Genomic DNA, 14,500 nt, shown 5'->3' on the forward strand with positions numbered 1-14,500 from the left:
GTTTCAATGTTATTGGTTTGTGATATGCTGTAAATATATATTTACAACAAAAATAACCAGACAGATAACACTATGCGCTTAGAAATCAGTTGCCAGGATCGGCTTGGTATTACCCAGGATATCCTCGATATTTTGGTCACTCACGAGATTGATTTACGGGGGATTGAAATTGATGAAGTGGGTAAAATCTTTCTCAATTTTCCGACGATAGAGTTTGAAGATTTTCGGCACTTAATGCCAAAGATTCGCCGTATTCCAGGAATTGATGACGTGAAAACGACGGCTTTTATGCCTGGAGAACGTGAACGCAATCAGCTCTCTGCCATTTTACGCACCCTGCCTGACCCAGTGTTTTCTATTGATGATCGCTGTCGTATTCTGATGTGTAATGAGGCTGTACTCAGTGGATTAGAAATGTCATTTAATGCGTTGGAAGGTTTGGAAATCGCCGAATTCGTTAAAGGCTTTAATTTTTCTCGTTGGATGGGGGCTAAAGATAATCAAGCCGTCTCTTCGAAGGTTAAGTTTATTCAGCAGGATTACCTCGCTGACATTTTGCCCGTCGTGGTACCTGATGGTGACAACAAGTCTATTTTTGCCGGCGGCGTTGTGATCCTAAAATCCGAAATTCGTCTGGGTCAACAGTTTTCTGCCTTTCACCAGGCAGATACAGATTGCTTTAATCATTTTATTACAGAATCGCCCACTATGAGTAAGGTGGTGAAAGAGGCAAAGCAAATTGCGGATTTAGATGCCCCAGTACTCATTTTTGGTGAGACAGGCACCGGCAAAGAAATGATTGCGAAAGCTTGCCATCAGGCCAGTCGCCGTGGTGATCGTGAGTTTTTAGTGCTCAATTGCGCTTCTCTGCCAGACAGCGTGGCTGAAACCGAGCTATTCGGTTACGCTGCCGGTGCGTTCAATCAACCAGAGGGTAAGGCTGGGTTGCTGGAGTTGGCAGCAGGGGGCACTATTTTGCTCGACGAAATTGCCGATATGTCCGCGCAGTTGCAGGCTAAGTTATTACGGGTATTGGAGCACAATGAGTTTAGGCGGGTAGGAGACACGAAACCGGTAGCAGTAGACGTGCGATTTATTTGTACTACATGCCGGGATTTGGGGCAACTGGTTGAAGAAAGGGCCTTTAGAAAAGATCTCTACTACCGCCTAAACGTACTCAATTTGGTGTTGCCTTCTCTGAAGGAGCGCCGCAAGGACATCTTACCCTTGGCCGAGTCATTTATCGTGCAACACAGTGGTAAACTGGGGCGTCGCCCTGCTAAACTCAGTAAATCCTGTGTTGAGTTTTTGCAGCAATACCCCTGGCCTGGCAACGTAAGGCAGTTACAAAATGCGCTTTTTCGAGCGCTTTCCCTGCTCGATGGTAATGAAATATCCAAAGAAGACATACAGCTTCCAAGTTGTGCGCCTAGTGTGACTTATATTGATGAAAATTTTGATGGCACCCTTGATGAAGAGGTGAAGAAATTCGAGCGGGATTTATTAAAACGGCTGTATCCTTCTTATCCGAGTACTCGTCAACTGGCCAAAAAGCTTGGCCTTAGTCATACTGCGATTGCCAACAAGCTTCGGGAATACGGTATTAATAAGGGCACTGTAAAGCTGTAGTTACACAGTGTATATTGCTCTTTACAAAATGTGATGTGTTAAAAAAAGGCCGCTATACTTAGCGGTTTTTTTTTGTCTTTACCCAAGACGCACAGATGTGCGTGGTCGCGGATTTTTTCTTCGACAGTAGCTGAGTGTTTATCGAGCGAAAAATACTTTCGGCTTTGTGTCAACGTAACGTTACGGATTTTCGCCGTAAAAGCAGTGTTGGTAAAGTTAAACGTCCTCTTTCTCTTTTTGCGCTTTTGATGTTTATTGAGTAAACATTTTGTAAATAAAGTGATAAGAAAATGAGTGATATTGACTATTCTTACAACCCATTAGGGTGTGATGGTTTTGAATTTGTGGAATACACGGCCGCAGATGAGAGGGGTATTGGTGATCTCAAAGCACTCTTTGTGTCGCTCGGCTTTGCCGAAATAGCGCGGCATCGCTCGAAGCAGGTATGGTTGTACCGGCAAGGTGATATCAACTTCATTATAAATGCAGAGCCGGCCTCTCAGGCTGAGGAGTTCGCAAAATTGCGGGGGCCCAGTGTTTGTGGAATGGCTTTTCGAGTAAAAGATGCGGGTATTGCTCTTCACCACGCTGTTGCAAATGGCGCCAGGCAGTTCAAAGGTAATCTGGGCCCCATGGAGCTCAATATTCCTGCCGTTTACGGAATCGGGGAAAGCACCCTTTATTTTGTTGATCGCTATGGCAACGACAGTATTTACGACGTGGATTTTGCCTTCTACGACGATTGGCAAATTCACATGGAAAAAGCCAATGCCGGTTTGCGCTTCGTCGACCACCTTACGCACAATGTGAAGCGCGGAAACATGTCGGTCTGGGCTAATTTCTATGAGAATATTGGTAACTTTCGGGAAATTCGATATTTTGACATTGAAGGTAAGCTCACTGGACTGGTTAGCAAAGCGATGACTTCTCCATGCGGCAAAATTCGCATCCCTATCAACGAATCTTCGGATGACAAATCACAGATTGAAGAGTTTATTCGCGAGTACAATGGTGAAGGTATTCAGCATATTGCCCTTTCAACAGATAATATTTACCAGACGGTGGCAGATTTAAGAGCGCGAGGGATGCGTTTTATGGAGACGCCGGATACATACTACGAAGCCGTCGATAGCAGAGTTAGCGGCCATGGAGAAGATCTCAGCCGCTTGAAAGCTCTTAACATTCTCATTGATGGCGCACCGATGAAAGACGGTATTTTATTGCAAATATTCACCGATACAGTGATTGGGCCGGTGTTTTTTGAAATCATTCAACGCAAGGGTAATGAAGGCTTTGGCGAAGGAAATTTTAAAGCCCTGTTTGAGTCAATCGAGCTTGATCAAATCCGTCGCGGTGTGATTCAAGAAGATCACAATGCGTAACTGGATTCGCTTCCCAGCAGCGCAGGGAACACATTCTAAACAAGCCCACGCCGATTTTCCGCCTGAAGGTGTGTACGAGCGGGAAATTGGTCGCAGCGGCTTTTTTGGGCCGGCAACACACTTACATCACAAGCATCCTCCCACCAGTTGGATTGCGTGGGAGGGCGAGTTACGCCCTCGCGCATTCGATCTTAATCAGTTGGGCGGTACAGCTACTGCAAATCCGTTTCAAGCGCCGATAATTTTAAAGAATGCCCATTGCCAATATCGGTTATGGCGATGCTGTGAGCCCATGTTATCCCTCGCCCGCAACGCTGACGGTGATGATTTACTATTTATACACGACGGTGGCGGTGAGCTTTTTTGCGATTATGGTCATCTGGTAGTAGGAAAAGGGGACTATGTTCTGCTTCCTCGTTCTACCATGTGGCGCCTAGTACCCGATTCACCCATGACCATATTGATGATTGAGGCAACGAATGAGGCCTATCAACTCCCCGAAAAAGGCATTGTGGGGGCGCAGGCTATCTTTGACCCGGCGGTGTTACAAACGCCGCAAATTAATGCGGCATTTATCGCTCAGCAGGACGAAGAAAAATGGCAAGTGATCATTAAGCGACACAACAAGCTGTCGGTAGTCACGTATCCGTTTAATCCCTTAGATGCCATAGGCTGGCACGGTGAAGTGTGCGTAGTTAAACTCAACTGGCGTGATATTAGGCCGCTAATGAGTCATCGCTATCACTTGCCGCCATCAGCACACACCACCTTTGTGGCTCCCAGGTTTGTCATATGTACTTTCGTGCCCCGCCCAATAGAGAGTGATCCTGGCGCATTGAAAGTACCCTTCTACCACAATAACGACGATTACGACGAAGTGCTGTTTTATCACGAGGGAGATTTCTTTAGTCGCGACAACATTGAACGGGGCATGGTGACGTTTCACCCTGCGGGATTCACCCATGGCCCTCACCCTAAGGCGCTCAAAGCTGGTATGACACATCAAAAAGCATTCACCGATGAAGTAGCTGTTATGTTGGATACCAGAGATGCACTGGAAGTAACAGATGCGGGGAGCAGTGTAGAGGATCCCGGGTATGTGTACAGCTGGTGTAACCGCGATGAGGAGAACAACGAATGAAATTTGCCACTTACAAAAATGGAAGTCGAGACGGTGTATTGATGCTGGTATCCCGTGACTTAACTCAAACAATAGCGGTTGCGGATATTGCGCCAACGTTGCAGTATGCACTGGATAACTGGCAAGCAGTTTGTGAGCCATTAAAACACAGATATGAATTGCTCAACGAAGGTATGCTACAGGGTGATCCTTTTAAACAAACTCGCTGTGAAGCACCTTTACCTCGAGCATACCAGTGGGCTGATGGCAGTGCTTACGTGAATCACGTGGAATTAGTGCGGCGGGCAAGAGGCGCCGAAATGCCGGATAGTTTTTGGACCGACCCTTTGATGTACCAGGGTGGATCAGATGATTTTATTGGACCCCATGACGATATCATACTGCCCGCCGAAGAATGGGGAATTGACTTTGAGGGGGAAGTTGCCGTAGTCACCGATGATGTGCCCATGGGATGCTCTGAAGTTACCGCAGCAAAGAGAATTCGTCTGATCATGCTGGTGAACGATGTTTCCCTGCGCGGCCTAATCCCCGGTGAGCTGGCAAAAGGTTTTGGTTTTTTTCAGTCAAAACCTGCAACCAGCTTTTCTCCTGTGGCAGTAACACCGGATGAACTTGGGTCCGCATGGGCTCACTGTAAGGTGAATTTACCGCTTCATTCGGTATATAACGGAACGTTATTCGGCAAACCCCACGCTGGCACTGACATGACCTTTAATTTTGCGCAGCTCATTGCCCACGCGGCTAAATCACGAAATTTAGGGGCTGGAACCATTATTGGCTCAGGCACAGTATCAAATAAACAGGGTACAGACTTCGGCGCAGATGTGAAAGCTGGCGGCGTGGGGTATTCATGTATTGCTGAAATTCGTATGATTGAGACTATCCGCGACGGCAAGCCTTACACCCCCTTTATGCAATTCGGTGATAAAATTCGTATGGAAATGTTTGACGAACAAGGTCATAGTATTTTCGGTGCCATCGATCAACAGGTGAAGCCTTTAAACTGATAATCTGAGGAGTTGAGTATGCGTTTAAAGTTATATGGCTACTGGCGTTCATCGGCCACGTACCGCGTGCGGATAGCAATGAATTTGAAAGGGCTCAGCTATGAATATGTTCCTGTTCACTTGGTAAAAGAGGGTGGAGAACAAACCCACGCTACATTCAAGCGCTTGAACCCGGCACAACTTGTACCTGCATTAGTCGATGATGATGAAGATTTTGTACTGAATCAGTCACTCAGTATTATCGAGTATTTGGATGAAAAGCACCCTGAACCCTATCGTCTTCTGCCTCAGCACAGCCTTGAGCGGGCAAGGGTGAGAGGCCTGGCCTATGATATCGCCATGGAAATGCAGCCCTTGGGAAACTTACGTGTTCTCAATGAGCTTCGGGAAACCTTCGGTGCGGATGACGAAATGGTGGCAAGTTGGGTTCGCAAGTGGTCTGAAAAAGGCTTTACGGCTATTGAACAGCGTCTGCAAACCCAGGCTGGCAAATTTTGTTTTGATTTCGACGTTACACTGGCAGATGTGTGTTTAGTGCCACAAGTATACATTGCCAAGCGCTTTGGACTGGATATGTCAGCTTATCCTTTGGTAATGAGGATTTATGATCACTGTCAGCAGATACAAGCTTTTGTGGATGCTCGCCCGGAGAATCAGCCGGATTGCCCCGAATAGTTTGAATTGGTGTTGACAAGCTCTGCACTCAGTTGGTGTCAAGAGCTTGTCGGGGGGCAGTTACCGTAGCAAATTATTGGCTCTTGATAGGTAGTTCCGTTGTGTTTTTGACTTGTTTTAAAGCAAATGTCGAGCTCAGGTGGTCTACCAGCGGAAGGTGAGTCAGTTTGGTTTTTAACAAATATTCGTATTCTTCAATGCTTTCTACAACAACTTTCAACAAATAGTCTTTTTCGCCGCTGGTGGTATGGCATTCAACAATTTCGTTAATTGACTGTACTGCATTCTCAAAATCGGTGAGTGAGTCACCATCGTGGTTTTTCAGGGTGACAAATATAAATACTGACACGCCGAGATTGAGTTTTTTACTGTTGAGCAGGGTAACTTTACGTAAAATTATACCTTCTGACTCCATGCGTTTAACCCGGCGCCAGCAAGGCGTGTGCGACAAACCGACTTTCTGGCTCAGATCTGCCATTGACACTGTGGCATCCTGTTGCAGAACCCTTAATATCTCGCGGTCAAATTTATCTAGTTTCATTTATGAACGTCTCGTTAGGTGTATGATAATTATTATAAGGCTCCCATAATACTAGGATATATATCCTAGTCTATAGTACTTGCGATCAACGTCATTGCGGCTTGTAAAATTCCGTGGCAAACAATGCAAAATATGTCCTCTTTCATGTCAGATAATATAGCGTAAATTTGGCTAAAATGAAGAAGAGTCCATGTCAGTATTCGAACATCCTGAGTTTGATGGCCACGAACACGTAGCCTACTATCACGACAAGCCTACCGGGCTGAAAGCAATTATAGCTGTACACAATACCAACCTGGGACCTGCGTTAGGTGGCTGCCGTATGTGGCCGTATATTAGCAGCCAGGAAGCCCTGACCGATGTGCTCCGGCTGTCAAAGGGCATGACGTACAAATCAGCAATGGCGAACTTGAAACTCGGTGGCGGAAAGTCTGTGATCATCGGCGATCCGCGCAAACATAAAACGGATGATTTCATGCAAGCTATGGGACGTTTTGTAGAGTCTTTTGCCGGCACCTATTACACCGCTGAAGATTCAGGTATTTCGGTGGATGACTTGCGTGCCATGGCGAAGCAATCCCAGTACATCGCTGGCGTAGATGCTCAGTATCATTACAATAGCGAGGTGCCCGATGGCAACCCTGCTCCGTCTACGGCTTATGGTGTGTTCGTGGGGCTACAAGCGTCAGTGAAATATGCGCTTAACACAGATCTAAAAGGTATTCGCGTCGCTATTCAGGGAGTGGGACATGTTGGATACAGGCTGGCAAAGCATTTATACGACAGCGGGGCAGAGCTGTATGTCACTGATATTTTCCCTGATGGTGTTAATCGGGCAGTCGCTGATTTTGGCGCGACGGCGGTTTCACCAGAGGCGATTTACTCGTTGGACGTTGATGTTATCGCGCCTTGTGCTCTGGGAGCATCAATCAACGATGAAACTATTCCACAAATTAAAGCCAAAGTTATTGCCGGAGCCGCAAACAATCAATTGGCTAGAGAAGAAATGGGAGAAGTACTTCGACAACGGGGAATATTATACGCGCCCGATTATGTGATAAACGCCGGCGGCGTTATTGATATATTCCATCAGAAAATGGTCTCTTCGAATACCGCATTGCGCAAGCATATTGAGCAGATAGGTACAACGCTGTGTGAAATCTACACAAGAGCCAGTAGTGAATCCTGCGCTACGAATCGCGTTGCCAATGCGATTGCCGAAGAACGATTTCAAAACAAGGGTTGAAACTTAGTCTTCAAATCGTCATAATGCGCCGCGCTTTCGTTGCTGTACCTGCGGCGACATAAAAAGTGTGACGCAAAGTTCAATGGTGGGCCCTGGTCCTCTCGCAATGATACTCTGTGAACCCGGTCAGGCCTGGAAGGGAGCAGCCGCAGCAGACGACTCATGTGCCGGGATGTGGCTGGGGCCTGCCACCCAATCAATCTTTCTCTTTTTTATCACCGGCTTGATCTAAAAAACGTATGGCCTTGTCCACGGCGTGCTCGACGTTCATTTCCATTTGCTGGCGTTCGCTTTGTGGCAGATAAAAGGCCATATCCACTTCGTACCGAATGTAACGGGGTGGTACCTGGTTGAGTGAAAGACAACACAAATCTGCCAAATAATCCGGCGATTTGCTTTTATTCAGTCCGAGTTTTTCGATACGCTCCAGGACGAGGTGCTCATAATAATTATGAATGTCGTCGTCTAATTTCATCTTGTCTCCTTATTACTGGCATGGTTGCGGTACCTCAGCATTGCGCTGTGTAAATTACTGCGTCCGTGGACACTTTCATTGTTATAGCGTGTTTGCTGTAGATGTCGAGTTTCTGATGTTAATATTTTGTATTAAACCGCGTGGTCAGGAAACAAAATGAAGAAAAATATTACGCCCGTTTATTATGGTGACTATTTGCAACTGGATAAAATTCTCAGTGCGCAATCATTACAAAGTGAAAAATACGGTGCAGGGGCGCACGATGAGACCCTTTTTATTATTGTTCACCAAGTATACGAGCTCTGGTTCAGGCAACTGCTTCACGAACTCAGTTCGGTTATTGACATTTTCTCTGCTGATACCGTCAAGGACAATCAACTCATTACGGTGGTTCACCGGTTGCAGCGAATGGTGCACATACAGGATCTGATGAACGACCAAATCTCAGTGATGGAAACAATGACTCCTCAGGATTTTCTGGCGTTTCGCGATTATCTGGTGCCCGCGTCAGGTTTCCAGAGTATTCAGTTTAAACAATTGGAAATATCACTTGGCTTAAAGCGTGAGTACCGCATTGATTTTGACAAGCAGAGCTTTTACAAGCGGCTTAACGACGAAGATCGGGCTTACCTCGAAGATCTGGAACAAAAACAAAGCTTGTTTGAACTGGTCGACAAGTGGCTTTCTCGTTTGCCTTTATTAAAAAAAGACGAATTTGTGTTTTGGCAACACTATCAGCACACAGCAGAACAGCTCCTCGAAGCAGACAAGCAAATCATTGTAAATAATACAGCACTTTCTGACAGTGAGCGCAGGGGAGAGCTAAAGGAATGGCAAAACAACTGGGATAATTTTCACGCACTTTTCAATAAAGTGGAGTACGAGGAAATGAGAAGCGAAGGGAAATTCAGACTGTCTCACGATGGTATCCTGGCAGCGCTTTTTATCAAACAATACGCAGAAGAACCTATATTCAACTTACCTTTTCAGGTTATTACCACCCTCATCGATATGGATGAAAAGCTTACGCTTTGGCGATATCGCCACGCCATGATGGTACAGCGCATGTTGGGGACTAAAATCGGGACGGGCGGATCGTCAGGACATCAGTATTTAAAGAAAACCACGGAGTCCAACAGAATATTTTTGGATTTTTTTAATATGGCCAGTTTTCTGCTGCCCAAAGACAGCTTGCCGCCCTTACCGGAAGCCATTAAAAAGTACTGTGGGTTTTATATTGGTCATACGGGGTCAAATACGACAAACTCCCAACTGGCGACCTGACTTAGAAGGATGCAGTCGGGCTTTTTTTAAAAAATCGACGAAATTTGTCATAAAAAGCGGGTTCTTTTGAGATGAAAGTTTCGTGCAATGGGGTTTTTGGGTGTTGCGTTTTTCATATAGGCGATTTTTTAGCTGGTTTGGGTGAGTGATTTCCTAATAATGTAAAAATTAAAAAAAATATTGAACTTTTAGAACTCACCCCTGTAAAGGCAGTTGACCGTATTGTCACTCTGTGGTTATTATCATTCACGAGGTGTTATACCTTTTAATAATAAGTCGGTTCCAAACGATTTAAATAACACACACTATTCAATTAGTGGTCCAGGGAGACAATACATGTTTGAAAATTCAAGACTGGCCAAGTCAGTTAAGCTGGCCTGTGCCTTTGGTGCAGCTACAGCAGCACTGACCACTCCTTTCTCAGTACTCGCGCAAGAAGACGACTCTGCTGATAAAGTAGAGAAAATCGAAATTACAGGTTCTCGTATCAAGCGTTCAGACATCGAGACATCCAGTCCGGTTCTGGCTATCGATGCACAAGTTATCCGTTCAACGGGCTTCACCCGTATCGAAGACGTGATGAACACGTTGCCACAAATCGAAGCGGCAGAAACTTCTTTTAACGCAAACGGCGCGACCGGTACTGCAACCCTTGACCTTCGTGGTCTGGGTGCTAACCGTACGTTGGTGTTGGTAAATGGCCGTCGTCTGCAGCCAGGCGGTGTATACAGCCAGGCACCTGACGTTAACCAAATCCCTACAGCGCTTATCAAGCGCGTTGATGTGCTGACTGGTGGTGCTTCTACCGCATACGGTGCAGATGCGGTTGCGGGTGTTGTCAACTTCGTAATGGATAATGATTTCACTGGTCTGGAAATTCAGGCGGGTGCAGGTGGTTATCAACACAACAACGACAACGATTACATTCAAAGCCTGATGGACGAGCGTGGCTACGACTATCCAAATGGCAGCAATGGTATTGGCGGTAAAGACTACAACCTGAGCATCACCGCAGGTGGTGATTTTGACGGTGGTAAAGGCCACGCTACAGTATACGCAGTTTGGCGTCGTAATGATGAAATGCTGCAGGGTGAGCGCGATTACAGCTCATGTGCACTGAATACGTCTGCAACAGCGTGTGGTGGCTCTTCTACTGCGATTTCGCCTAACACTTTCTTCTACCCACTGTATGATGGAAACGGCGACGGTATTTTGTCGCGTTCTGATGACATCATTGACTATGGTCAGGAAGAGTGGTTAACGCTAAATCCAGATGGTACCTTCTCAGAATATGGTACGAACAACTATAACTACGCGCCTGTTAACCACTTCATGCGTCCGAATGAGCGCTTCTCTATTGGTGCTTTTGCCGAGTATGAAGTAAGTGACAACGCTCGAGTTTATGTAGAAACGTCGTTTATGCATAACCGTACTGCAGGTCAGATTGCGGAATCTGGTACTTTCTACGGTGCAGAATATTGGTTGAGTGCTGAAAGCAGCCCAGTGTTGAGCGATTCTCAGTTGGCTGAACTTGCAGCTCTGTTCCCAGCAGTTGATCCAAGTGACGACAACGACGGTGCGCTGTTAGGTTACGGCGCATACATTGGTAAGCGTAACGTAGAAGGTGGTCCTCGTGCTGACAACCTGGAAAACAACTCTTTCCGCATTGTAACAGGGGTTGACGGCTATCTGAATGACACGTGGAGCTATGACATTAGCTACATGTACGCATCTACTTCTTCCTCGTCTGCATACGTAAACGACTTGAACCTGCCTCTGATCGCACCACGTGTGGGTGATATTGACGCCGAGGAATGTTCAGGTGACTGTTTGTACTACCAAGTGTTTACGCCAGGTGGTGTAACTTCTGAAATGGCTGCACAACTTTCAGGTACTGCAATATTAACAGGTAATACCTCTTTACAGGTATTCCAAGGTTATGTCTCTGGTGAGCTTGACTATGCATTGCCTTCTGCAGAAACCCCAATCGCAGTATCGGTAGGTTTCGAACGTCGTGAAACAGACTTCGAGCGTTTGTCTGATACCGTTTATCAGGAAGGTACCTTGGTCGGTCAAGGTGGCCCAACGCCTAGTTTGGTTGGTAGCTTCGACGTAAACGAAGTATTCGCTGAAGCTAGCGTGCCTGTGTTAGAAGGCGTTGAAGGCGTTGATATGCTGAGCTTTGACTTAGGTATTCGTTTGTCTGACTACACCACGTCTGGTCGTGCAAATGCGTATAAGTTGGGTATCAACTGGGAAATCACAGAAAACTACATGATTCGCGGAAGCTACAACCGTGCAATCCGTGCGCCAAACGTGGCTGAATTGTTTGCCGCGCAAAGTGTAGGTCTGTGGCAGGGTACAGAACCTTGTGCAAGTGATACACCTACATTGACTGAAGCTCAGTGTGCTCTGACTGGCGTTACATCTGCACAGTACGGCAACATTGGCGCAAACCCAGCTGATCAATACAACCAGTTCTCTGGTGGTAACCCGAATCTTGACCCAGAAGAAGCCGATACTTACACGTTAGGTTTGGTTGCTTCACCTGTTGAAGGTTTCAACTTCTCACTTGACTACTGGATTGTAGACATGGAGAAAGTTATCGGCACTGTCGGTGCTGAGCGTATCCTTAACGTGTGTGGTACTACAGGTCAATTCTGTGACAACATCGTTCGTAGCCCATCAGGTTCACTGTGGTTAAGCCAGGACGCGTATGTTATCAACCTGTCTGATAACATCGGTGGACGTACATGGCGTGGTCTTGACGTTGATGCCAACTATTCAATGGACATCGGCGAAGGTACGCTGGGTCTGAAGATGATTGGTTCATTGAACTTAGAGAAGACTTACAAGCCTTTACTGTCTGACTCTTCTCTGGATTACGACTGTTCCGGTAAAGTATCTACAGACTGTTTCGCTCAGCCTGACTGGCGTCACACGGTATCTGCTAACTACAGAATGGGCGACTGGAACCTTATCGGTCGTTGGAGATACTACGGTGGCGTTGATATTGTAGCGCAAGGTTCTGATGGTGAAGAGAAGACTGGTGAAATTGCATCATACTCTTTCTTCGACATTTCCGGCAGCTATGTAGTTAACGAGCACGTACAAGTATCTATGGGTGTTAACAACATTCTGGATAAAGAGCCACCAATGGTAGGCAGCTCCTTAGCAACTAACGCTAACACTGTAGCAGGTTTCTACGACACATTGGGTCGTTACTTGTTCACTAATGTAACTGTTAGCTTCTAATCTGATTAATCTCAGTTAAAAAAACCGGCGCTTGCGCCGGTTTTTTGTTATCTATAGGGAGAGACGAAGAGAGAGGATGTCAGCTTTGCTACAACAAGAATTGCAACAAACCGCAAGGTATTTTAACCGTAAAGAATTTAACCAGGTCATTCCGCTTTGTAAGCGTATTTTAAGCGCTTCCCCTCTTAGTTCAGAAGCACATCAGTGGCTTATTCAGAGCTATATTCGAACAAATCAGTGGAACAATGCAGAAACTGCGCTGAGAGCGGCAGAACGGCTTTTCCCATCAGCTATCTGGCCCATTCAGTTAAAGGCAATGTTGTTTCAGCACAGAGGTGACGTACCAGCAGAAATGTCTCAACTGGCGGTATTGTTGTCTGCGCAGCCAGACAACCTTGGTATGTTAAACCGATACATCAAGTTGGCCATTCAAAAGGCAGATTGGGAAAAAGCCCAGGCTTCGCTACAACAATATGGCAACTATGCGGCAAAAAACGACATCAATTTTTTGAAACTCAAAGTATTTTATTACAGACAGCGGGGGTGGTTGGATAGGGCACTAGAGGAAAGTTCCGCTTTAATGCGGTTGATTTCCACCAATGTATCTATAGCCCATGAGCATGCGGTATTACTTCGCCTGAATGGAAAGGCAAGTGAAGCTATTACACTACTTAGGCGCATACTTAGCACGACTGAACACTTTGCGGTACATCAAAACCTGGCCAACGCTTATTCGGATATCGGCGCACTAAGTGAAGCAGCGGAGCATTACGAAAAAGCGATAAGATTAAACCCCGATTATATTGATGCTTACGTGAATCTCAGTCTTATTTTATGGGAGATGGGGGAAAAGCAGCGTTACTTAACACATTTTGAGAAAGACGACGTTTTGCGTTCCCCGCCAAAGCGCTGTGCTTATATTAATGTGCTGTTAAATGCAAAGGCATACGACAAGGCGATTACCAGTTTAAATGAAGCACCGGAAGTTAAAAATCAGATTTCCGGCCAGTTGCTTTACGCCAAGGCGTTAAGAGGCCTTGGACTCTTTACCGAGTCCTATTGTGCCTTGCGTCAAATAGTCGAAAAAGACAATTCAAACGAGGTACTAATAGAAACCTGTATCTCAGCAATTGAAGCAGGTGAGTTAAAGGCCGCGGAAAATGCGGTGGAGAAGGTATTAGACCGGGAGCCAGACAATCAACTTGCTAAGGCTTACTGGCACGCGGTGAAAAAATCTGCCGGGCAGGATGGCTATCCCATTGATAAATATACAGGGAAATACGATATTTTCCCTCATTGGAATGCCGCAGAGAAAGCCTCGTATTTATCGGCATTAACTGCTCACTTAGCATCGCTTCACAGTGCTATAGAACAACCCATTAATCAGACTCTCGAAAATGGAACGCAAACGCGGGGACATTTATTGACTTCTGAGAACCCGTTGATCAAAACCCTCAAAGCGGCCATCGACAACGTCGTACTGCAGTTTATGGAAACACAAGGTTTGGATCGCGATCGATTAACAGACGGCTCGGGTTGTCCACATTACAAAGGATCGTGGTCAGTAAGATTGGACGGGGAGGGCTATCATCACAACCATATTCACTCACATGGGCGGATTTCTGGTGTAGTCTATCTCGCACTTCCGCGGGTCGCTGCTGACAAAACTAAGCGGGAAGGGTGGCTGGCATTGGGGCAACCATTTCGTTACGAGGAAGAAAATATGTCGCCTGATGTATTTGTAGAGCCTGCTTTGTTGCATTGTGTATTATTTCGTTCGTTCGTGTGGCATGGGACGATTCCATTTAGGGAAAAGACACAGAGGATGACAGTTGCATTTGACGTGGGTGAATACGGTCAATAAT

11 protein-coding genes and 1 other RNA gene are annotated in these 14,500 nt (G+C 46.1%); 10 read left to right on the top strand and 2 right to left on the bottom strand.

Going from position 1 to position 14,500, the window contains the following annotated elements:
• The first annotated feature begins 72 nt into the window (after positions 1-72).
• From tyrR to maiA, 5 genes are all read left to right on the top strand, one after another.
• The gene (gene tyrR / locus KO518_RS10585) at positions 73-1,629 is read left to right on the top strand and encodes a transcriptional regulator TyrR (RefSeq protein WP_216025821.1); all 1,557 of its coding nucleotides are present in this window, start codon (positions 73-75) and stop codon (positions 1,627-1,629) included.
• Between the two features lie 290 nt (positions 1,630-1,919).
• Positions 1,920-3,011 (top strand): 4-hydroxyphenylpyruvate dioxygenase, encoded by a 1,092-nt coding sequence (gene hppD, locus KO518_RS10590; protein WP_216025822.1) that lies wholly within the window; start codon positions 1,920-1,922, stop codon positions 3,009-3,011.
• Positions 3,004-4,152: a homogentisate 1,2-dioxygenase gene (locus KO518_RS10595; protein WP_216025823.1), complete on the top strand. Its 1,149-nt coding sequence runs from the start codon at positions 3,004-3,006 to the stop codon at positions 4,150-4,152. Before hppD ends, KO518_RS10595 begins: the two co-directional genes overlap by 8 nt.
• Positions 4,149-5,159 (top strand): fumarylacetoacetate hydrolase family protein, encoded by a 1,011-nt coding sequence (locus KO518_RS10600; RefSeq protein ID WP_216025824.1) that lies wholly within the window; start codon positions 4,149-4,151, stop codon positions 5,157-5,159. Before KO518_RS10595 ends, KO518_RS10600 begins: the two co-directional genes overlap by 4 nt.
• Before the next feature lie 18 nt (positions 5,160-5,177).
• Positions 5,178-5,834 (top strand): maleylacetoacetate isomerase, encoded by a 657-nt coding sequence (gene maiA / locus KO518_RS10605; RefSeq protein ID WP_216025825.1) that lies wholly within the window; start codon positions 5,178-5,180, stop codon positions 5,832-5,834.
• A gap of 73 nt (positions 5,835-5,907) precedes the next feature.
• On the opposite strand, the gene KO518_RS10610 is transcribed toward maiA, so the two are convergent.
• Positions 5,908-6,375: an Lrp/AsnC family transcriptional regulator gene (locus KO518_RS10610; RefSeq protein ID WP_216025826.1), complete on the bottom strand. Its 468-nt coding sequence runs from the start codon at positions 6,373-6,375 to the stop codon at positions 5,908-5,910.
• Between the two features lie 190 nt (positions 6,376-6,565).
• Here KO518_RS10610 and KO518_RS10615 point away from each other — a divergent pair, with 190 nt between their 5' ends.
• The gene (locus tag KO518_RS10615; RefSeq protein WP_216025827.1) at positions 6,566-7,621 is read left to right on the top strand and encodes a Glu/Leu/Phe/Val dehydrogenase dimerization domain-containing protein; all 1,056 of its coding nucleotides are present in this window, start codon (positions 6,566-6,568) and stop codon (positions 7,619-7,621) included.
• A gap of 90 nt (positions 7,622-7,711) precedes the next feature.
• Positions 7,712-7,808, top strand: an RNA gene (gene ffs / locus KO518_RS10620) — signal recognition particle sRNA small type.
• A gap of 9 nt (positions 7,809-7,817) precedes the next feature.
• Here the strand turns inward: ffs and KO518_RS10625 are convergent.
• The gene (locus tag KO518_RS10625) at positions 7,818-8,096 is read right to left on the bottom strand and encodes a late competence development ComFB family protein (protein ID WP_216025828.1); all 279 of its coding nucleotides are present in this window, start codon (positions 8,094-8,096) and stop codon (positions 7,818-7,820) included.
• A 156-nt stretch (positions 8,097-8,252) separates the two neighbouring features.
• Between KO518_RS10625 and KO518_RS10630 the strand changes: the two genes are divergently transcribed.
• From KO518_RS10630 to KO518_RS10640, 3 genes are all read left to right on the top strand, one after another.
• Positions 8,253-9,380, top strand: coding sequence for a tryptophan 2,3-dioxygenase family protein (locus tag KO518_RS10630; RefSeq protein WP_216025829.1), 1,128 nt, complete (start codon positions 8,253-8,255; stop codon positions 9,378-9,380).
• Between the two features lie 336 nt (positions 9,381-9,716).
• Positions 9,717-12,635 (top strand): TonB-dependent receptor domain-containing protein, encoded by a 2,919-nt coding sequence (locus tag KO518_RS10635; RefSeq protein WP_216025830.1) that lies wholly within the window; start codon positions 9,717-9,719, stop codon positions 12,633-12,635.
• Positions 12,636-12,711: 76 nt separating this feature from the next.
• Positions 12,712-14,499 carry a putative 2OG-Fe(II) oxygenase gene (locus KO518_RS10640; RefSeq protein ID WP_216025831.1) on the top strand — a complete coding sequence of 596 codons (1,788 nt, stop codon included), beginning with the start codon at positions 12,712-12,714 and terminating at the stop codon, positions 14,497-14,499.
• Position 14,500 lies beyond the last annotated feature (1 nt).

The organism is Aestuariibacter sp. A3R04, assembly GCF_018860805.1.
Classification (GTDB): Bacteria; Pseudomonadota; Gammaproteobacteria; order Enterobacterales; family Alteromonadaceae; genus Alteromonas.